Here is a 20,480-nt window from a genome sequence, read left to right on the forward strand (position 1 = left end):
GTAACGATATGTTGCGGCTGTTTTTTTGGAAAAGGGGGAAACAAGATGAAGAAAGTGGGGAAAGAGTTCTTTTTACAATATGATATCGTCATTATGTATAGCATTCTATTTATTTTCATTATTATTTTAAAAATGCAATTTTTAACGTGGTTTGGCATGTTAGCATGTATGTTTGGAATTGTTTTCTATACACTGAATGAATATATGACACATCGTTTTTTATTCCATATAAAGCCACCTAAAAACACATTTCTATTAAAAATGTTAAGAAGATTACATTATGATCACCACGTATATCCAGATGATTTAAAACTTTTGTTTTTACCTGTATGGTTTAGTATACCTAGTTTTACTGTATATTTACTTATAGCATATGGTATTACAAAAAGTCTTACTATTACACTTTCATTTGGAATCGGAATGATTATTATGCTGCTCGTTTACGAATGGAAACATTATATTGCCCATAGACCGATTCGTCCCGTCACTAAGTTTGGAAGATGGCTAAAAAAACAACATATATTACACCATTATAAAAACGAAAAGTTTTGGTTCGGTGTTTCAAATCCAGTATTCGATTTTATATTTGGAACACTTAAAGACGGAAAAGAGGTTGAGTTAAGCGAAACAGCTCGTAATTTAGAAAAGGAAAAAAAGACAAAAGTAGTGCGTTAAGCACTGCTTTTGTCTTAATGAGGAAAAAATAAGTAAGGTGTCACTTTATGTTGAAAAAGTATATTAAAAATTTAGGGGAAATTGCCGAAAAATGTCTATCAAAAAATCTTTGCATGAATGCACGGATTGTCTACAATAAGTATAAGTTTCTGAATATTTATAAAATTTAGTCTTTAGGTATGCAAGGGGGAAGTGCATTTCAAGTAAGAGAGGGGATCGGTTAATGAAACGAGATGATACGTCAGCACGTAAGTTGCAAAATGAGGTGAATTATACAGAGGTCGTTCAGTCGGAAGAATTTCAATTGTTATTAAATACGAAAAAGAAGTTTATCATTCCAATGAGTATTTTCTTTTTTAGTTTTTTTATCGCATTACCTATTTTAACATCGTATTCAAAGGTGCTCAATACACCTGCATTTGGTGACGTTACATGGGCGTGGGTATTTGCTTTTTCCCAATTTATCATGACATGGGCACTATGTATGATTTATAGCAAAAAAGCAGAATCATTTGATGAAATCTCCCGAAAAATTCTGCAAGATATGCAAAAAGGGAGGGGCTGAACTTGAATACTACTGCGTTTGCACTATTTTTAATTATTGTTCTTGGTACGCTTGTCATAACCTATTTTGCATCGAAAAAAACGAAAAATGCGAGTGAATTTTATACGGCTGGAGGGGGATTAACTGGTTGGCAAAATGGTCTGGCCATTGCTGGAGATTATATGTCTGCTGCTTCATTTCTTGGTATAGCCGGAGCAATCGCATTAACTGGGTTTGATGGATTCTTTTATAGTATCGGTTTTTTAGTTGCTTATTTAGTTGTACTATATCTTGTTGCAGAACCGCTTAGAAATTTAGGAAAGTACACTTTGGCGGATATGATTGCAGCACGCTTTGATGCGAAAAAAGTTCGCGGAGTCGCAGCTCTTAATACGATGACGATTTCTATCTTTTATATGATTGCACAATTAGTTGGCGCGGGTGCACTTATTAAATTATTATTAGGAATTGAATATACGACATCTGTATTAATCGTTGGAACACTTATGACGGTGTATGTTATTTTTGGTGGTATGACAGCAACGAGCTGGGTACAAATTGTAAAGGCTGTATTACTTATGGCTGGTACGTTTATTATTTCTGTTATCGTTTTCGCAAAATTCAACTTCAGCGTGACTGAAATGTTCGCTCAAATGAAAACAGCTACACCATTAAAAGATTCATTTTTAAATCCAGGTGTAAAGTATAAGGATGGTCTTGATACACTTTCTTTAAATTTAGGACTAGTACTTGGTACAGCTGGATTACCACATATACTTGTCCGCTTTTTTACAGTACGTGATGCAAAAACTGCACGTCAATCTGTCGTATATGCGACGTGGTTAATTGGTGCATTTTATATTATGACGATTTTCTTAGGATTTGGTGCGGCGGCTTTTGTAGGAAATGAAGCGATTATTAAAGCGAACCCAGCTGGTAATATGGCGGCACCTTTATTAGCAAAAGCGTTAGGTGGAGATTTCTTATTTGCTTTCGTATCAGCAATTGCTTTTGCAACAATTTTGGCTGTAGTGGCAGGTCTCGTATTAACGGCAGCATCAGCATTCGCTCATGATTTTTATAATGAGATCATTCGCAAAGGGAAATCAACAGAAAAAGAGCAAGTATCTATGGCTCGGTATGCATCTATTGGAGTAGCGATACTATCTATCATACTTGCATTATTTGCCCAAACATTAAACGTAGCATTTTTAGTATCATTAGCATTTGCAGTTGCAGCGAGTGCAAATCTACCAGTGATTTTATTTACAATATATTGGAAGCGTTTTAATACAACGGGTGCTATTTCCGGTATGATTGTAGGGCTCGTATCAGCAATTGTTCTCGTAGCGTTGAGTCCGAATGTTTGGAACCCTGTAGCTGGAAAAGCTATTTTTGTTGGGGAAGCGATATTCCCATATACGACACCAGGAATTATTTCAATTCCGCTCGGATTTCTTGCAGCATATTTAGGAACTGTTTTATCTAGTAAGAAAGAAGATGCAGCGAAATTTGATGAAATTCTTGTGAAATCTAATACTGGTCACGGTATTAGTGATGCGTCTTCACATTAAATAAAAGAGGAGCTTTTCGATAGATAAGAAAAGCTCTTTTTTCTTTTGTCATTTTCTTGTAAATATTACTGATTTGTAAGTAGGATTTGTCTTAATTTTGTGGAATGAAAATAGCAGGGAGAAATTTAAGTCATCATGGCACCAGCGCAGCTTTTTTGAAAAATAAGTTGTTATGGAAGGTGGAAGTAATGATGAAAACGAAGCAAACTGATGAATTATTAGCAAAAGATGAGCAATATGTTTGGCACGGAATGCGTCCCTTTAGTCCAAATAGTACAATGGTAGGGGCAAAAGCTGAAGGGTGCTGGGTTGAAGATATACAAGGAAAAAGATATTTAGATGGTATGAGTGGTCTTTGGTGTGTGAATAGTGGATATGGAAGAAAGGAGCTCGCAGAAGCGGCTTATAAGCAATTACAAACATTATCATACTTTCCGATGTCACAATCTCATGAACCAGCTATAAAGCTTGCTGAAAAGTTAAATGAGTGGCTTGGGGGAGAGTATGTTATTTTCTTCTCAAATAGTGGTTCAGAAGCGAACGAAACAGCTTTTAAAATAGCAAGGCAATACTATGCGCAAAAAGGTGAACCACATCGTTATAAATTTATGTCACGTTATCGTGGGTATCACGGGAATACAATGGCGACAATGGCAGCGACGGGACAAGCGCAGCGTAGATATCAATATGAGCCGTTTGCTTCAGGCTTTTTACACGTAACACCACCGGATTGTTACCGTATGCCTGAGATTGAAGGGCAGCATATTTATGATGTAGAATGTGTGAAAGAAGTCGATCGTGTTATGACGTGGGAATTAAGTGAAACGATTGCCGCCTTTATTATGGAACCAATTATCACAGGCGGTGGCATATTAATGCCACCACAAGACTATATGAAAGCTGTTCATCAGACGTGTCAAAAACACGGTGCCTTGCTTATTAGTGACGAAGTGATTTGCGGTTTCGGGCGTACAGGAAAAGCATTTGGATTTATGAATTATGATGTGAAGCCAGATATTATTACAATGGCAAAAGGCATTACGAGCGCATATTTACCATTATCTGCAACGGCTGTGAAAAAAGAAATATATGAAGCATTTAAAGGGAAGGGAGAGTATGAATTCTTCCGACATATTAATACATTTGGTGGAAATCCAGCAGCTTGTGCATTAGCACTTAAAAACTTAGAGATTATGGAAAATGAAAATTTAATCGAGCGATCTGCGCAAATGGGTTCCCTTTTATTAGAGCAACTAAAAGATGAAATTGGAGAACATCCGCTTGTTGGGAATATTAGAGGAAAAGGTCTATTAGTTGGAATCGAACTAGTAAATGATAAAGAGACGAAAGAGCCAATTGATAACGACAAAATTGCAAGTGTCGTAAATGCTTGTAAAGAAAAGGGCTTAATTATAGGACGCAACGGTATGACAACAGCAGGATATAATAACGTCTTAACATTAGCACCGCCGCTTATTATTTCAAGTGAAGAAATTGCCTTTGTTGTTGGAACGTTGAAGACGGCGATGGAACGTATTTAATAAATAGAGAGAGGAGCGAGCTGTAATATAAGGCTCGCTTTTGTTTAGTAGGAGGGGACTTTTAATGGAGAAATATGATCCGAACAAACATTATCACATCGGATATTATGAAGATGGATATGATTTAGAAGTGACGGCGTACAAAAGAATAAATGAACCAGTTTGGGATGCTTATCTTCCGCACTATGAGGTAGACGGTTTTTATAAGAAAGTGGAGGAAATGAAACTAGGCGAATATATAGATGATTATGGCATTAAGGTGTATTCATTTAGTAATGATATCGATGATGAAGAAGCACGAATTATTTTTGAAAAATGGTTAAAAAAGAACGAGATTGTTTAAGGGTAAAACAAAAAGGAGATTGCTATTTTATAAGATAGCAATCTCCTTTTATTATAGTAAACTTATTTACTTGCTTTCATTCATTGCTTTATCTTTAGCACCAAAAGTGTATTTTAACATTGGTGGTGTAATCATTGTAGTTAAAATAACGACAATAACGATTGCTGTAAAGTAATCTTGTGCTAATAGACCTGAAGAGAGTCCTGTTCCTGCGATGATAAGTGCAACTTCACCACGAGAAACCATACCAGAACCGATAATTGCAGAAGACTTTGCATCAAATCCAGTCATGCGTGCACCAACACCACAACCAATTAGTTTTGTTAATACAGCGATTACTGTTAATGCTAGGATGAACCAAATTTGATTGCCAATACCGTCAAATGTAATATTCATACCGATACTAACGAAGAATACTGGAACGAACATAGCGTAAGCAATTGGTTCTACTTTCTTTTCTACTTCATGTTTGTAGTTTGTTTGAGAAATTGCAATACCAGCAGCGAAAGCACCGATAATACCAGCAATTCCTAATAATTCGCCGAAATATGCGAATGAGAAACAGATGATAAGAGCTGCGCTCACGATAGACTCAGATACGCGCAATGGTGATAACCAACGCATAATCACTGGTACACCTTTCCATCCAATTAAAATAATAGAAGCGAAGAATACTACTTTCTTCAAGATAATCATTGTTAAGTTAACATCATCAGTGCCTAAGAAGCTCATTGCGAATGCTAATAAAATAACAACAAGAATATCATCAAATACAGCGGCTCCAAGCATCGTCGTACTCTCACGTGTTTTCATTTTACCTAAATCACGAAGTGTTTGAACGGAAATACTAACACTTGTCGCACATAGAAGTAACCCTAAGAATACAGCGTTTCCTTGTTCCATTCCCATAACAAGACCGGAAACGTAACCACCTACGAATGGAAGAATGATACCTCCGAGTGCAACTGCTAAAGAAGAATTGCGATTTGCGTTTAATTCATCTAAGTCTGTTTCAAGTCCTGCCATAAACATTAAAAGAATAACACCGACATTACTTAATTGTGTTAGAAGCTCTGAATTTTCAATCCAACCTAATATAGCTGGGCCGATAACGATACCGACAATTAATTTACCTAGCACAGAAGGTTGACCTAATCTAACACTAAGATCACCAGCAAGCTTTGTACTTAATAAAATAAGTGCAATTTGAAAGAAAAATTCGAATTCCATCTGATCCTCTCCTCATCATTTTTAGTTTTATCATACGATTTCTCGGAATTTGCCTAATGAAAATATGTAAAACCCATTAAACAAAAGGGTCTGATTACAAGTTCTTTTGAACTCGTAATTTGAACCTGTAATTAATATATAATAGATTTTATAAAAAATCAATGAAAAAATGGGAGCTTTTTGGGGAAGAAGCTGTCTTATTGAGATATAGGTGTAAGAGTAGCGTGTGAATTTTATATGTATAAAATAGTATGAAGTCCTTTTTCATTACAAATAATAAAGCCTAAATGCTATTTCACGAATTATAAATGTGAAAAGGAGGTTTTATCATTTGAATTCATTAAAAAATAACTTGTCTATTGTTGCTTTAGGTGGAGTAAATGAAATAGGAAAAAATATGTATGCTATCCAATATGAAAATGATATTGTCGTCATTGATTGTGGGTCTAAATTTCCAGATGAAAGTTTATTAGGGATTGATTTAATAATTCCAGACGTCACATATTTGCAAGAAAATAAAGAAAAAATTCGCGGTTTAGTAGTAACGCACGGGCATGAGGACCATATTGGCGGAATACCATATTTTTTAAAACAACTAAATGTACCAATCTATGCAACAAAGTTAACGTTAGGTTTAATTGAAATTAAATTAAAGGAACACAATCTTCAAAATGATACGGAATTAATCGTTATTCATTCAGAATCAGAAATTGATTGTGGTTCTATTAAGGCAACCTTTTTTAAAACGAACCACAGTATTCCAGATTGTCTCGGTATTGTTTTTCATACACCAGAAGGTACTGTAGTACATACAGGTGATTTTAAATTTGATTTAACACCAGTAAACAATCAACATCCTGATATTCATAAAATGGCTAAAATAGGAAGTGAAGGTGTACTAGCTTTATTATCTGAAAGCACAAATGCAGAACGCCCAGGTTTTACTCCATCAGAAAGGTCAGTAGGAGAACGGATAGAGGAAATATTTATGAAAGCAAATAGAAAAGTAATTATTTCTACGTTTGCTTCTAATGTGAATCGTGTTCAGCAAATAGTTGAAGCATGTATAAAAACAAATCGAAAACTAGCTTTGCTAGGGAGAAGTATGGTAAATGTAGTAGAGGTTGCTCTAGAGAAAGGTTATTTACATATTCCAGAAGGTATGTTAATTGAAGCAAATGAGGTAAATCGTTTAGATCCAAAGCAGGTTGCATTACTTTGTACAGGAAGTCAAGGAGAACCAATGGCAGCTTTAGCGCGTTTAGCTAGTGGAAACTATAGACAAGTGGATATTTTACCAGAAGATACGGTTATTATAGCCGCGACCCCTATCCCAGGAAATGAACGTAACGTTTCTCGAATTATCGATAATTTATTTGCATTAGGAGCAAAGGTGATTTACGGATCAGGTAGTTCTACTGGAGTGCATGTATCCGGTCATGCATATCAAGAAGAGTTGAAGTTAATGCTTACATTAATGAAGCCAAAATATTTTATTCCAATTCATGGAGAGTTTAGAATGCTACATCACCATAGTTTGTTAGCAGAATCAATTGGTATTGAAAAGGAAAATATCTTTATCGTACGTAATGGAGATGTTGTAGATATAAGTAATGAAGTGGCAATTCAATCTAGAAGAATACAAGCAGGAAATATATATGTAGATGGATTAGGAATTGGAGATGTTGGAAATGCATTATTACGTGATCGTAAACAACTTTCAGAAGATGGAATGCTCGTTATAGTTATTACTTTTAATAAAGTGGATGGAGAAATAATTTCAGGTCCTGATATTATTTCTCGTGGATTTGTCTATGTTCGTGATTCAGAAGAATTTTTAAGAGAATTAAATAAATTAGCTGTTATTACAATTAATAATTTAAAGAAAGAGAATGTGAATAGCTGGGGTATTTTGAAAAGGGAGGTAAGAGAAGCGTTAGGGAGGTATATATATACAAATACAAAACGAAAGCCGATGATTCTTCCTATAATAATAGAGGTTTAATAGTAAAAAAAGAATTCTCGTATGGGAATTCTTTTTTGTTTTGAAGACAAAATGAACATATAATGAAATAAATAGAAATGGAAGGAAATAAAAGATGTTATTAAATAAACGCTTTACAATTGGAGAAATGGCAAAAATGCATAATATAGCGGAATCAACTTTACGCTATTATGATGAGAAGGGAATTTTTCATCCGTCCACTGTGGACCCGCAAACAAATTATCGTTATTACACAATCGATCAATTTTCACTATTAGATACGATTAAATTTTTACGCCAGTTAAATATTCCGTTAAAGGAAATTAAGAAATATATTGATGAAAGAAATCCAGCATACGCACTCAATTTACTGGAAAAACAACAAGAAATGATGTTGAAAAAACAAAGAGAAATTGAGTATGCTTTGGCGAAAATGGAGCATAGAATTCATTTAATTAAGGAAGCAACAAAAGCAAAAGCTGAACAAATGGTAATTAAAGAGATCCCGCAGCGGAAAATTACAGCAATTGCGGTTGCCCCGAATACGACGGATGATATGTTTGAGTACTACATCCATTCGTTGCAAAAAAATATGAGGCAAATGGATGATAGTTTATTTTCTGGAGATATTGGTGTAACTGTTGCGGAAAAAGGATTAATGCAAAATGAGTTTCAAGCATATAGCAGTGTATTTATTCTTTTGGATTATATGCCGTATGAAGTGCATACTTCAGATGAAATTAAAGAAGGTTTATATGCTTGTTCTTATCATCATGGACCATATGAAGAAACAGATGCAACGTACAAGGAGTTACTTACATACATTGATAAAGAAGGTTACGAAGTACATGGAGATTCGATTGAGATTGGATTGATTGATTGGTCTGTAACAGAAGATCCTGAGGAGCAAGTAACAGAAATTCAAATTCCTATAATGAAAAAATAAAGCAATAAGTTGTAAGACTCGTATAATTACAAATGAGGATCAAACACGATAATTAAGTTACTTATTTTTTAATTCTCTATTGACCTTCAAGTTACTTGAAGGTTTAAACTAAGAAAAGAGAGTTGAAAAAAAGGAGCATATTAGAGTATGGAAGCAACAGAAAAGTTAAGAGAAAAACCGATAAAAAGCTTATTTATTTCATATTTAATACCAGCCGTCCTCGGAATGGTATTAATGTCAGTGAATATTGTAATTGATGCGGTTATGATTAGTAGAGGAGTTGGGGCGAACGGTTTAGCAGGAGTGAACGTGGCTATTCCAGCCTTTTCGATTTTCTTCTCTATTTCATTATGGATTGGAATGGGCGGGGCAACGTTATATTCCATTGCATTAGGTGAAAATAAACGAGAGAGAGCAAGGTCTATTTTTACTCAATCAATGACGGTAGCAGTTGTTATCGTAGGTGTTTTAGCAGCTATTTGCTTATGGAGAATAGAAGATTTAGCATACTTATTTGGTGCAAATGAAGTGATTTTACCGTATGCATTAGACTATTTACACGTATTATTAACATTTGGAATGATATACGTTTTAGAAAATATTTTAAGTACATTTATTCGAAATGATGGAAATCCTAATTTAGCGATGGCAGGTCTTGTTGTAACGGCTGTATTAAATATCGTGTTTGACTACATCTTTATTTTTATTTTTGGATGGGGCGTAACAGGTGCTGCTTCAGCGACTATTCTTTCGGCAGCGATTGGTTTCCTTGTATTATTAACTCATTTCTTTAGAAAAAGTAGTATCTTAAAGTGGACGAAATTCCATTTTGAATGGGATACTGTCAAACAAATTATGGTGATTGGTTTCCCAAGTTTTACAGCAGAAAGTACGGTTGCAATCGTAACGATTGGTTTTAATATCGCATTCGTCCAATATGCAGGAGAAGTAGGAGTAGCTTCCTATGCGATGGTGAATAGTATTCATGCAATGACATTACTACTATTCTTCGGTGTAGGTGCTGCATTGCAACCAATTGCTAGTTTCCATTATGGTGCAAACTTATCAGAAAGATTGCGTGAAGGATTGAAGTTTGCTGTGAAAATTGCAGTTGTCCTCGGAGGCGTTGCGATAATTGTCGGATTATTCTTCGGGAAATATATCATTGGTTTATTTGATGTTCAATCTCCAGAATTATTGGAGTTAACCTTAACAGGTATTAGTTTATTCTTTATCCAATACGTATTTTTAGGTTATAACATTGTGTATGGAGAGTACTTCCAATCAGTGCGACAAACGAAGAAATCAGTACTTATTATAATGAGCCGAGGATTACTATTTATTCTTCCATTGTTATGGATTATGCCAAAATTATTTGGGATAAACGGAATTTGGCTCGTTATGCCAGTTGCGGAAGTAATGACAGCGATTATCGTATTTACGATGAATCGTATAAAACATCCTGTTCCATTAAATATGGCAGGAGAGAAAGAAGCGATATGATGAAGAAAATCCCCTTAAGCAATTAAGGGGATTTTTTATTCCTTTAAACTAATCGCAAAAGATCCATCCGTTTCTTGAACAGAAGCAAAGGCAACGTTTTTAATATTTGTAATTCCTTTTTCTTTTAATTCTTTATATAACCATTTTTCATTTTTATGTATTAACTTTAAGTTATCATATTGAATTTGTGAATCGACGATAAGGGCAATTGGTAACCCAGCATACTTAACATCTATGTTTAAATCTTTTGGAGTTAATGGTACAAGTTCTCTTTTTGGTAAAATACTAATAGCGCCGTTCGCTTCTAAAATAGCGTATTCAATTTCATGAACACTTGGATAACCTGCAACGCGAAGATTAGAAAGGAGTTCTGCAATGGGGTATCTACTTTTTTGTAAGTTCTCAAAAATAATATCACCATGTTTAATTAAAATGATAGGGTGTCCGAGAATAAAGCGATTTAGTTTGTTAAATAGGCTTAATTTTGTAAGGAGTAAATGTAAACATGTGATAACAACCATACCGAGAAATGCTTGTAAAGCACCAGAGACGGGTATGGCCTGGAAAGCTAAATAAGATAAAAAAATTATAGCCCCAAAATCATGAGGAGTTAGTTGTGCTAACGCGGATTTACCGAGTAACTTAAGCGATAGTAAAAATAAGATAAAAAAGAACGACACGTTACATAAAAAGAGAAGCAATAGAGACACTCCTTCGTGTAAAGTTGTACTTACTATTCCCGAAAGTAATATAAATATTACCTTTCAGAGGATAAATTAGGGTTTATTCAAATCTGTCTGTATACAAACAAATAAATGGATATTATCATGAAGGAAGTAAAAGAAAATAGGAGTATATGAATATGAGAAAGAAGAAAATAATGAAGTGCATTTTAGTTGTCATAATGATTTGCGCCGTGTATATGGGTTTTTTACAATATCACATTTATAAGCATGGGCATATGAATGCAACCTACGATGCTGACTACATAATTGTACTAGGATCGAAAGTAAATGGGACGAAACCATCTTATTCATTGCAATATCGTATTGATAAAGCAGCTGAATATTTAAAATCACATGAGAAAACAATTGCTATTGTATCTGGCGGACAAGGAAAAGGTGAAGACATTTCAGAAGCATTAGCAATGAAACAAGGATTAATAAAACAAAACATCGCAGAAGACCGTATTATAATGGAGGACAAATCTACGAGCACAGATGAGAACATTACATTCTCAAAACCGTTAATACCAGCCGATATGAAAAAAGGTATGATCGTAACAAACGATTTTCATATGTTTAGAGCAAAAAAAATAGCGGCCAAACAAGGTTTACAATTAGAAGGCCTTCCGGCAAAAACACCGAAACCAATCATCATTCCATCGAATGTACGAGAATATTTAGCAATTACACAATATTGGTTTATGAATCGAATATAGAGAAAATAATCCCGCCTGAAATTTCAGGCGGGATTATTTTAGAGGAAAATCTTACAAATATGTCACGTTCGTGAAAGGTAAAGCGATAGTTTCTGGAATGGTTTCCTGACATAATGAAGGTAACAAAAACTATTTAGAGGTGAATCGGATGAAAGGAAATAATATTTTATCTTCGTTATGTTACTTTAGTATATTTTTTGCACCATTTTTACTACCAATTATCGTGTACTTTGTTGCAGAAGATGAAGTGAAGTATCACGCGAAAAAAGCATTTTGGTCACATGTTTTCCCATACGCAATCTTATTTGGAGGACTAGCAGTATCAGGAATGTACGGTTTAGGTTTCGATCAATCTGACGGTGCTGGAATTGGAATGATTATCACATATGCAGTGTTCATTCTTGTAGGAATTTATTACTTTATTTGGAATATCGTCAGAGGTATTAAAGTTTTGAAAACGGCGTAATAAGATAAGTATAATTTCATTTACCGTATTGATAAACGTTTTAAAAAAGAGCAATTCAAAATGAAGTGACCCCTAAAAGTTAGACACGGTTATTTCATTAGGCAGCTTGATAAAAGTGAGTCCGGTATTGTACCGGGCTCATTTTTAATTTTTCCTTAATCCGTTTCGTATTATAATAATCTATATATTTTTCTAATTCTATTTTAAAGTGCTCTACATTTTCAAATTCTTTTATGTAGAGGAACTCCGACTTCATAATCCCAAAGAAATTTTCTATTACTGCGTTGTCGTAACAGTTGCCTTTTCGAGACATACTCTGGACGATAGCTCTTGATTCAAGAGTACGGACGTACTGTCTCATTTGATAATGCCATCCTTGATCCGAATGCATCAGTAGCTGGTGCGTTTCAGGTAAACGTTCCAATGCTTTCTCTAACATGTCTGAAACAAGCGAATACGTCGGTCTAGAACCAATTGTATAGGTAATAATTTCACCATTATACAAATCTAATACAGGTGATACATACAGTTTTTCTCCAAACAATTTAAACTCTGTGATGTCTGTTACCCACTTTTGATTCGGTGCATCTGTATGAAAATTACGCTCTAAAATATTAGGTGCAATTCTACCGACTTTTCCTTTATAGGATTTATATTTCTTCATACGCACAACACACTTTAACCCAAGCTCTTTCATAATGCGCTGAACCTTCTTGTGGTTCACTTTCTGGCCACGATTCGTTAATTCATCACGAATGCGACGGTAACCATAACGACCTTCATTTTCCTCATAAATCGCTTTAATCTCAGCTTTCAAATCGGCATCTACATCTGGACGATTCATTTTCTTTACTAAATCATAATACGTGCTTCGAGGAATAGTAGCTAGCTCCACGAGTGCCTTCACCGAATATTTATGCCTTAATTCATAGACTACTTGCGCTTTGTCTTGTTTTGTGATTTTTCCTTGTTTTGAACTAAGGCATTTAACTTTTTTAAGTACTCATTTTCCATCTCAAGCTGTTTAATGCGTGCTTCAAGTGCTTCGACTGACCCTTCAGCTAAAGGTTGTTTTAATTGTTTATTTGAATCTTTTTTCATGGATGGACGCCCCTTTTTCTTAGATTGAAGGGCATCAATTCCTTGTGTTTCGAGCTGTTTTTTCCAAACAGAAATCGTTGAAGGGGCAGGAATATTAAAGATAGCTGCCGTCTCAAATAAGGACATACCGTTTTCAATCATAAAGTTTAGTACGTCTAGTTTAAATTGTTGTGTGTAATTTGTACATCGTTTTAGAAAAGCTTCCAGACCATTCTGTTTATATTGGTTTACCCAATTCAAAATGATTGTGTCACTTATACCGAGCGATCTACCCATTTCTCGATAACTTTCATTTCCGTTCAAATAACGTAGAACGATTTGTATTTTTTCATCAGCTGTAAATTTAGCCATAGAAAAACTGCACCTCCAATTGTTAGACTGTGTCTAACAATTGGGGTGCAGTTCAAAAAGAATTGCTCTTTTTGTGCTTATAAGTTGTGAATAATGAAAAATGTATGTTAATTTTTCATTATGAAGAGAAAAAAGGAGTGATTTTCATGAATGAGATGATACATAAGATGGAGCAACATGTTTCAGTTCGTAAATATAAAGAAGAATCAATTCCGAAAGATGTAGTAGAAAAGATGGTGCACGCTGCACAACATGCAGCTTCATCACATTTTGTACAGGCGTATTCTGTTATATATGTAACAGATCAGGAATTAAAAGCTAAACTAGCAGAGCTATCCGGAAATCGCCATGTGAAAGACTGTGCAGCATTTTTTATTTGTTGTGCAGATTTAAAACGACTTGAAATTGCATGTGAAAAACATGGTACAGAGATAAAGCATGAGGGAGTAGAAGACTTTATCGTTGCGACGGTAGATGCATCACTTTTTGCGCAAAACTTAGCACTAGCGGCAGAGTCATTAGGCTACGGTATTTGTTATATTGGTGGTATTCGTAATAATCCGAGAGAAGTGAGCGAATTGCTTCATTTACCGGATAAAGTATATCCTGTATTCGGAATGACAGTCGGTGTACCAGATGAAGAACATGGAGTTAAACCACGTTTACCAGTAGCAGCAGTTCTTCATGAAAATGGATATAATGAACAGAAATATGATGAATTACTAAATGAATATGATGAAACGATGAGCGCGTATTACAAAGAAAGATCATCAAATCAAAAAAACGTAACGTGGACGGAATCAATGAGTTCATTTATGTCCAAAGAAAAAAGAATGCATATGAAAGAGTTTTTAAGTGAAAAAGGTTTAAATAAGAAGTGAGTAAAGAGGCAAACCTGTGATGTGGGTTTGCCTTTTTTGGAAGGAGAAATACCTAAGGCCAGAAAGTTCTTTATTCTTTCTGAACTTAGGTATTTTGTTTGTTATCATATACATAGAAATAAAAATTAATAATTTTTTATAAAAGTGATAGAAAAAGAGAATGAAATGCCAATAGTAAGTAAAAGCAGCTGCTAAAGGGGAACTGAGGAAGGAAGATGCTTATGATTTTCAATTCTGAAGAGGATTTAATTATAGCTATGAAAAAACATGATCAAGATGCTTTGAAAGAAGTGATTGATCAATATGGAAAATTAATTTTGTACATTATTCATAAATCATTAAGTACCCCTATTGAAAAACAATATGTGGATGATTGTTATAACGATGTATTTACTGTCATTTGGTTTAATATCGACCAATTTGATAATGTAAAAAGCGGCATAATAGCCGCTTTTTACATTATCACGTTTAAAAATATATCATGATATTTCATTCGAAACCTAATTCTTAATGCATAACCTAAAGCAACTTCTATAATAAATGCAAACTTTCAATAAGAAGATACATACCCGTACAACTTAAAAGGATATACGTAAATATTTTAAAAATCCGTTGATTAAGCCATTTGAAAATAATTTGACCTATAAACAAACCTAAAAATAAAATTGGGATGGCATAAAAACTTGATTCCCAAATGGTTTTGTTTGTGCCAGTAAAGAGTATTTGAGTTACTAGACTAATGAAATATATAAACAGATAAAAAGCTAATGTAGTTGCTCTTAACTTCTCTTTTTCAGTATCAGTTCCTGTAAAATAAAGTAACAGGGGAGGACCTGGCATACCGATACTTGTCGTTAAAAGACCAGATAATCCACCAACTATGAAATCTCTAGATTGTGTTGATCTAACCTTAATTTTGCATATTAGCAACAATGTTAATAGTAAGAGTAGGATGCTAACTGCTAATTTAAAAGTGTTTATGTTAACGGAAATGAAGATTAAAATACCAAAAGGTACACCAACTATACTTCCCAAAATAAACCTTTTCAGTAGAACAAAATCAACGTCCATTCTTATTTTCCAAATGAGTGAAATGGAGATAATTAAAGATAAAATAATGTTTATTTGTATAGCTTCTTGTGGTAAAAATAACATAAGTAAGAAAGGGGTTGCCATTATGGAAAAGCCAAAACCTGTACTTGCTTGCAGAATAGAAGCCACTAATATAATACATATGAAAATGAATGTGATACCCAAAACAGCCCTCCTCTTTAATCAAGTTTAACTAGTTGAAGTCTCTTATTTAAGTGCAAACTTTCACAAACTTATTTATATTTTAACATAAATATCTAGTTTTTTCTCAAATAGTGTTGCCATATAAGGATCATTAACTAAAAAATTAGACTGACATTTTTAAGCAATTTTATTATTGGGAAACAAATAATGAATGGGATTAAAATCTATTGATTATCATTAGATTATTCACTGAGATCCCCGCGATAAACAAGAAAAGCCATATAAAATTTACAAAAATACAGCATGTAGCTAATAAACTGCCAATTATTTGAGGAGAAAGAATTTCTAACAGCCCTCCTGTAAAAAACATAGATAACTGAATAAGAGATCCGTAAACGGAATAATGGAATGAAAAAACTTTACCCATCATATTTTCGTGTGTGTAAGTTTGAAGTAATGTCGTATCAAGTGGAACGAGGATTCCTCCTGCTATGCGCATACAGAATAAAGTAACGATACCGATAATAAGTTGATCGGATAGAATGAATCCGAGAAAGAAAATTCCTTGTAATAATTAGGCTCAACCGAATACTTTTTTCATTTTTTCTTTATTATGAGACATATAAAGATTAACGAGAAGGCTTCCAATCATAAGCCCAATGCCTTGAACTGTATATAAAATTCCAATGTTAGTGTGGAAAATTCTCTCGGTATAGATCGTTAGGAGTAGCTGATAAGCGCCTCCAATAATGCCCCATGAAATGCCGACAAGAATTAATGTTAAAATAATTTTTGTTTGTAATATGTATGTATAACGATCTTTTATATCAGTGAAAAATGTTTCTTATTCCATATTAAACGATATTTTGTTAGTTGAAATCGCAAATAAGAGGGATATAAATTCATACGAAAGTATGAAAAAAAACAGCTCAAATATGAGCTGTTTTTCTATAGTTTTTAGTTCATTTGTCAAGGATAGGATATATTAATATCCGTATCCGCCGCCACCCCAACAGCTACATCCGATGATGATTAGAAGGATGAATAGTACGATAAGCAAAGCAAATCCACCGCCGAAACCAGCGCAACTTCCACCATAACTCATATGTTTTCCTCCTTTTTAGTAAGTTAATCTATATGGTTCATGGACTACTATATACAGTATGTTTTTTGTATAGAAAACGAGCCAGTCTCATTTATAATTAGACAAATGCCTGTAGATTCATTAGGATTGTATGTTAGTGATTTGTAAATGAACCTTTACGTGATTCGTAATTTAGGCATAAAAAAATAAAAAATTGTAAAAAAAACCATTTTTTTATTTTTTTATGAGAGAATATGTACTATAATTTTACAAGTAATATTATGGGAAAAGGGAGTTTTAGTATAGAGATGGAGATGGGACAATTACAAAATAAAATAGAAAACAAAAAGAAAGAGTTAATTCAACTTGTTGCGAGACACGGATTGGATCATGATAAAGTTTTGTTATTTAGCCGAGATTTAGATATACTAATTAATAAGTTTATGAATGGAAAAGACAAAGTGCATAAATAAAAAATTTATAGTTTTTTATATTAAGATGTTTCACGAGAAGGAGAGGACAGTAATTGGAACATTTACAGGAAGAATTGTATAAACAAATAAAAGAAGAAAAAGGTACAGTTACAATTTTCTTAAAGAGTGGCGTTAGAATAGTAGGAGAAGTTGTTGGAGTAGATAAATTTACAGTTTTAATATTAGTGGATGGAAAACAACAGCTTATTTATAAGCAGGCTATATCAACAATAATGAAATAAGACACTCTTGTTGAGTGTCTTATTTCATTATTGCTTGCATGCCTCAACATCAATACCGGCAGCAATTAACTTCTTTTCTCCATCTTGTTCAATAATTTTTTGTAATTTAGATAGGAAAGAATCAAAGTTTGTATGCTTTGCTACTTGGAATGTCATTTTATGTTCAATTGGTAACCACGTATCAATATCAGCTTCGTTATGTTGGATTTTCACCTCAAGTTTATCGAGTGCATTAGCAACTTTTGCTTCGTACGTTTCTTTCGCTTCAAACTCCATCCATAAGTCATATAATTCCTCACCGAGAGAACTTGTTAATGTTTGTTTAATATTTAAAATAGCTTCTAGTTCATTTTTTTGTTTTTGTAGTTGTAATTCGTGACTATTCATCGTATCAAAAGCAGGGATATCACCAGCTTCGGCTTCGACTAGGTCGTGAATAATAACCATCTTAAGTAATTTCTCAATATTTACTTTTTGATCCAAATAAGGTTCAACTAAAATAGCCATTAGAGACATACGCCATGTATGTTCGGCAACACTTTCTTGACGTCCGTTAGAAAGCCAGCTATGTCGCATTTCATATTTTAGTTTTTCTGCTAATGCAATGACTTGTAAAATGTTGTGTTCCATCGTGATCCTCCTCATTTATCCATACTATAATTCTAATATAGAAATGAAATGTGTCAATTTCATGAGTATATTGCGATAAACAGATGATAAGCGTATAATACATGTTATATGTGAAAACGTATTATTAAAATAAAAAAATGTTATATAAAAATGGAAAGGAAAGGGCAGAAATATGGGAGAGAAAAATCAAGTATTAGCTAGACCACAAAGAAGAAAAAGGAAGTTTGATATTTCTAGCCCAGTGGGCATTATAGTAGGGTTCATTATAGTGATAGCAGCAATTATGCTTGGCGGCGGTGGAATAAAAGCTTTTAAAAACTTTTTAGATGTTTCATCTATTTTAATTGTCATAGGGGGAACAACAGCGACAATTGTTGTGGCATATCGATTTGGAGAAATAAAAAAATATACGAAAAGCATTTTTACTGTTTTACATAGAAGAGAAGAAGATTTAGAACAGTTAACGGATTTGTTTGTCGATTTTTCGAAAAAGTCTAAAAAGCATGGCTTGCTTTCTTTAGAGGTTGATGGAGAGCAAGTAGACAATCCTTTTATTCAAAAAGGAATTCGATTAATGTTAAGCGGTTACGATGAAGATGAATTAAAAGAAGTGTTACTGAAAGATATTGAAACGGAAGTGTATGAGTTAAGAAAAGGAGCAGCATTATTAGATAAAATTGGTGATTTTGCTCCAGCTTGGGGAATGATTGGTACGTTAATCGGTCTTATCATTATGCTCCAAAACTTACAAGATACATCGCAAATTGGTACAGGGATGGCAGTTGCGATGTTAACGACATTATATGGGTCCGTACTTGCGAATATGATTGCAATCCCTCTTGCGGAAAAAGTATATCGTGGTATTGAAGATTTATATACAGAGAAGAAGTTTGTAATAGAAGCAATTTCAGAATTGTATCGTGGACAAATCCCTTCTAAATTAAAGTTGAAACTGGATACATACGTATACGAAACAAAGGTAAAAAAGGTAAAAGGAGCAGCCTAATATTTCAAGGAGTGGTATGATGAGTAAAGGACCGCAAAAGGGATCGCCTCGTTGGATGACGACTTTTACAGATTTAACAATGTTATTATTAACTTTCTTTGTATTACTAGTTGCTACATCAAAGCAAGATGCAGTAAAATTGTCAAAGATGCTTGAAAAGTTTAGTGATACGGGGCAAGTAGATGCAAAAGTAATGGAAAATACAATACCGGATATTTCACATGAAAAAAATGATGAAAAGATGATCTCAAAAAAGAGAATGGATGAATTATATAAGAAGTTAAAAGCGTATGTAGATAATAACGGTATTAGTCAAGTGAATGTATATCGAGAGGATACAGGGGTAAGCGTCGTTATAGTAGATAATTTAATATTTGATACAGGCGATGCAAACGTTAAGCCCGAAGCGAAAGGGATAATAAGTCAATTAGTTGGATTTTTTCAATCCGTACCTAACCCAATTGTTGTAGAGGGACATACAGATAGTAGACCTATTCATAACGAGAAATTCCCTTCAAATTGGGAGTTATCTTCAGCACGAGCGGCAAATATGATTCACCATTTAATTGAAGTGTATAATGTGGATGATAAAAGGCTAGCTGCGGTAGGATATGCAGACACAAAGCCAATTGTACCAAATGATTCACCGCAAAACTGGGAAAAAAACCGTCGCGTTGTTATTTATATAAAAGAGTAGTATATTATTATTTTAATAATAAAATAATAAAAATACGAAAATTCTTTTAAAAAAATATTAAATTTTATCATTTTATTTTGTATAATGAGTGAGAATGATAAGGTGAAATATTAAGATATATTTATACATAGAAGGAGAGAATTAAAAAGAATGGCACATAAAATTTTAGTAGTAGACGATGCGATGTTTATGCGAACGATGATTAAAAACTTATTAAAAAGTAATGCTGAATTTGAAGTTATTGGCGAAGCAGAGAATGGGGTAGAAGCAATTCAAAAGTATAAAGAACTTCAACCTGATATTGTAACATTAGATATTACTATGCCAGAAATGGATGGGCTTGAAGCATTAAAAGAAATTATTAAAATTGATTCAAGTGCAAAGGTTGTTATTTGTTCTGCAATGGGACAACAAGGTATGGTATTAGATGCAATTAAGGGCGGGGCAAAAGACTTTATTGTAAAGCCATTCCAAGCGGATCGTGTAATTGAAGCTTTAACAAAAGTAGCAAATAGTTAATATAGAAGGGGTG

General features: G+C 33.8%; 23 protein-coding genes and 1 pseudogene. 17 read left to right on the top strand and 7 right to left on the bottom strand.

Features of this window, described 5'->3' with window-relative positions:
• The first annotated feature begins 45 nt into the window (after nucleotides 1-45).
• The 5 genes from BCG9842_RS07755 to BCG9842_RS07775 all read left to right on the top strand — a co-directional run bounded on the left by BCG9842_RS07755 (nucleotide 46) and on the right by BCG9842_RS07775 (nucleotide 4,677).
• Entirely contained in the window at nucleotides 46-675 is a 630-nt protein-coding gene (locus BCG9842_RS07755) for a sterol desaturase family protein (protein WP_000755406.1), read from the top strand.
• A 223-nt stretch (nucleotides 676-898) separates the two neighbouring features.
• Nucleotides 899-1,240 carry a DUF485 domain-containing protein gene (locus BCG9842_RS07760; protein ID WP_000817366.1) on the top strand — a complete coding sequence of 114 codons (342 nt, stop codon included), beginning with the start codon at nucleotides 899-901 and terminating at the stop codon, nucleotides 1,238-1,240.
• A gap of 2 nt (nucleotides 1,241-1,242) precedes the next feature.
• A complete protein-coding gene (locus BCG9842_RS07765; protein WP_001098235.1) occupies nucleotides 1,243-2,793 on the top strand; it encodes a solute symporter family protein in 1,551 nt (516 codons plus the stop codon).
• A gap of 191 nt (nucleotides 2,794-2,984) precedes the next feature.
• Entirely contained in the window at nucleotides 2,985-4,334 is a 1,350-nt protein-coding gene (locus tag BCG9842_RS07770) for an aspartate aminotransferase family protein (RefSeq protein WP_000850963.1), read from the top strand.
• A gap of 64 nt (nucleotides 4,335-4,398) precedes the next feature.
• Nucleotides 4,399-4,677: a DUF3986 family protein gene (locus tag BCG9842_RS07775; protein WP_000417071.1), complete on the top strand. Its 279-nt coding sequence runs from the start codon at nucleotides 4,399-4,401 to the stop codon at nucleotides 4,675-4,677.
• 66 nt (nucleotides 4,678-4,743) lie between these two features.
• Here the strand turns inward: BCG9842_RS07775 and BCG9842_RS07780 are convergent, their stop codons facing one another.
• On the bottom strand, nucleotides 4,744-5,907 hold the full coding sequence (locus tag BCG9842_RS07780; RefSeq protein WP_000393875.1) for a cation:proton antiporter: 1,164 nt from the start codon (nucleotides 5,905-5,907) through the stop codon (nucleotides 4,744-4,746).
• Between the two features lie 331 nt (nucleotides 5,908-6,238).
• On the opposite strand from BCG9842_RS07780, the gene BCG9842_RS07785 reads away from it, so the two are divergent.
• The 3 genes from BCG9842_RS07785 to BCG9842_RS07795 all read left to right on the top strand — a co-directional run bounded on the left by BCG9842_RS07785 (nucleotide 6,239) and on the right by BCG9842_RS07795 (nucleotide 10,340).
• Nucleotides 6,239-7,912, top strand: a complete 1,674-nt coding sequence (locus tag BCG9842_RS07785; RefSeq protein WP_001086702.1) for a ribonuclease J — start codon at nucleotides 6,239-6,241, stop codon at nucleotides 7,910-7,912.
• A 94-nt stretch (nucleotides 7,913-8,006) separates the two neighbouring features.
• Nucleotides 8,007-8,837, top strand: a complete 831-nt coding sequence (locus tag BCG9842_RS07790; RefSeq protein WP_000925948.1) for a MerR family transcriptional regulator — start codon at nucleotides 8,007-8,009, stop codon at nucleotides 8,835-8,837.
• 147 nt (nucleotides 8,838-8,984) lie between these two features.
• A complete protein-coding gene (locus BCG9842_RS07795; protein ID WP_000388401.1) occupies nucleotides 8,985-10,340 on the top strand; it encodes an MATE family efflux transporter in 1,356 nt (451 codons plus the stop codon).
• 35 nt (nucleotides 10,341-10,375) lie between these two features.
• On the opposite strand, the gene BCG9842_RS07800 is transcribed toward BCG9842_RS07795, so the two are convergent.
• Nucleotides 10,376-11,041: a DUF421 domain-containing protein gene (locus tag BCG9842_RS07800; protein WP_000923923.1), complete on the bottom strand. Its 666-nt coding sequence runs from the start codon at nucleotides 11,039-11,041 to the stop codon at nucleotides 10,376-10,378.
• Nucleotides 11,042-11,202: 161 nt separating this feature from the next.
• Between BCG9842_RS07800 and BCG9842_RS07805 the strand changes: the two genes are divergently transcribed.
• Nucleotides 11,203-11,781: a YdcF family protein gene (locus tag BCG9842_RS07805; protein WP_001227671.1), complete on the top strand. Its 579-nt coding sequence runs from the start codon at nucleotides 11,203-11,205 to the stop codon at nucleotides 11,779-11,781.
• A gap of 148 nt (nucleotides 11,782-11,929) precedes the next feature.
• The gene (locus BCG9842_RS07810; RefSeq protein WP_000678054.1) at nucleotides 11,930-12,247 is read left to right on the top strand and encodes a DUF4870 domain-containing protein; all 318 of its coding nucleotides are present in this window, start codon (nucleotides 11,930-11,932) and stop codon (nucleotides 12,245-12,247) included.
• Between the two features lie 97 nt (nucleotides 12,248-12,344).
• Here BCG9842_RS07810 and BCG9842_RS29460 read toward each other — a convergent pair.
• A protein-coding gene (locus BCG9842_RS29460) for an IS3 family transposase (RefSeq protein ID WP_085964461.1) occupies nucleotides 12,345-13,699 on the bottom strand; the annotation gives its coding sequence in 2 pieces (ribosomal slippage) (nucleotides 12,345-13,246 and nucleotides 13,246-13,699; 1,356 coding nt in all).
• Nucleotides 13,700-13,845: 146 nt separating this feature from the next.
• Here BCG9842_RS29460 and nfsA point away from each other — a divergent pair.
• Both nfsA and BCG9842_RS07830 read left to right on the top strand, forming a co-directional pair.
• Nucleotides 13,846-14,580, top strand: a complete 735-nt coding sequence (nfsA, locus tag BCG9842_RS07825; protein ID WP_001004528.1) for an oxygen-insensitive NADPH nitroreductase — start codon at nucleotides 13,846-13,848, stop codon at nucleotides 14,578-14,580.
• 221 nt (nucleotides 14,581-14,801) lie between these two features.
• Entirely contained in the window at nucleotides 14,802-15,065 is a 264-nt protein-coding gene (locus tag BCG9842_RS07830; protein WP_015945739.1) for a hypothetical protein, read from the top strand.
• Between the two features lie 46 nt (nucleotides 15,066-15,111).
• On the opposite strand, the gene BCG9842_RS07835 is transcribed toward BCG9842_RS07830, so the two are convergent.
• The 3 genes and pseudogenes from BCG9842_RS07835 to BCG9842_RS07840 form a co-directional block, all read right to left on the bottom strand.
• A complete protein-coding gene (locus BCG9842_RS07835) occupies nucleotides 15,112-15,837 on the bottom strand; it encodes a sulfite exporter TauE/SafE family protein (RefSeq protein ID WP_000513086.1) in 726 nt (241 codons plus the stop codon).
• A 196-nt stretch (nucleotides 15,838-16,033) separates the two neighbouring features.
• A pseudogene (locus BCG9842_RS29465) lies at nucleotides 16,034-16,660 on the bottom strand (MFS transporter); the annotation flags it as partial.
• 141 nt (nucleotides 16,661-16,801) lie between these two features.
• Nucleotides 16,802-16,921, bottom strand: coding sequence for a YjcZ family sporulation protein (locus BCG9842_RS07840; protein WP_000120179.1), 120 nt, complete (start codon nucleotides 16,919-16,921; stop codon nucleotides 16,802-16,804).
• A 233-nt stretch (nucleotides 16,922-17,154) separates the two neighbouring features.
• Here BCG9842_RS07840 and BCG9842_RS07845 point away from each other — a divergent pair, with 233 nt between their 5' ends.
• Together BCG9842_RS07845 and hfq are read left to right on the top strand one after the other, a co-directional pair.
• Nucleotides 17,155-17,373, top strand: a complete 219-nt coding sequence (locus BCG9842_RS07845; protein ID WP_000291690.1) for an aspartyl-phosphate phosphatase Spo0E family protein — start codon at nucleotides 17,155-17,157, stop codon at nucleotides 17,371-17,373.
• A 53-nt stretch (nucleotides 17,374-17,426) separates the two neighbouring features.
• The gene (gene hfq, locus BCG9842_RS07850; protein WP_000400665.1) at nucleotides 17,427-17,615 is read left to right on the top strand and encodes an RNA chaperone Hfq; all 189 of its coding nucleotides are present in this window, start codon (nucleotides 17,427-17,429) and stop codon (nucleotides 17,613-17,615) included.
• 27 nt (nucleotides 17,616-17,642) lie between these two features.
• On the opposite strand, the gene BCG9842_RS07855 is transcribed toward hfq, so the two are convergent.
• Nucleotides 17,643-18,245, bottom strand: coding sequence for an HD domain-containing protein (locus tag BCG9842_RS07855; RefSeq protein ID WP_000400770.1), 603 nt, complete (start codon nucleotides 18,243-18,245; stop codon nucleotides 17,643-17,645).
• Between the two features lie 172 nt (nucleotides 18,246-18,417).
• On the opposite strand from BCG9842_RS07855, the gene BCG9842_RS07860 reads away from it, so the two are divergent.
• The 3 genes from BCG9842_RS07860 (at nucleotide 18,418) to BCG9842_RS07870 (ending at nucleotide 20,467) form a co-directional block, all read left to right on the top strand.
• Nucleotides 18,418-19,251, top strand: a complete 834-nt coding sequence (locus BCG9842_RS07860; protein ID WP_000504191.1) for a flagellar motor protein MotP — start codon at nucleotides 18,418-18,420, stop codon at nucleotides 19,249-19,251.
• A gap of 19 nt (nucleotides 19,252-19,270) precedes the next feature.
• Nucleotides 19,271-19,948: an OmpA family protein gene (locus tag BCG9842_RS07865; RefSeq protein WP_000033627.1), complete on the top strand. Its 678-nt coding sequence runs from the start codon at nucleotides 19,271-19,273 to the stop codon at nucleotides 19,946-19,948.
• Nucleotides 19,949-20,098: 150 nt separating this feature from the next.
• Nucleotides 20,099-20,467, top strand: a complete 369-nt coding sequence (locus BCG9842_RS07870) for a response regulator (RefSeq protein WP_000940568.1) — start codon at nucleotides 20,099-20,101, stop codon at nucleotides 20,465-20,467.
• Nucleotides 20,468-20,480: the final 13 nt, after the last annotated feature.

Source organism: Bacillus cereus G9842 (assembly GCF_000021305.1).
GTDB classification, from domain to species: Bacteria; Bacillota; Bacilli; order Bacillales; family Bacillaceae_G; genus Bacillus_A; species Bacillus_A thuringiensis_S.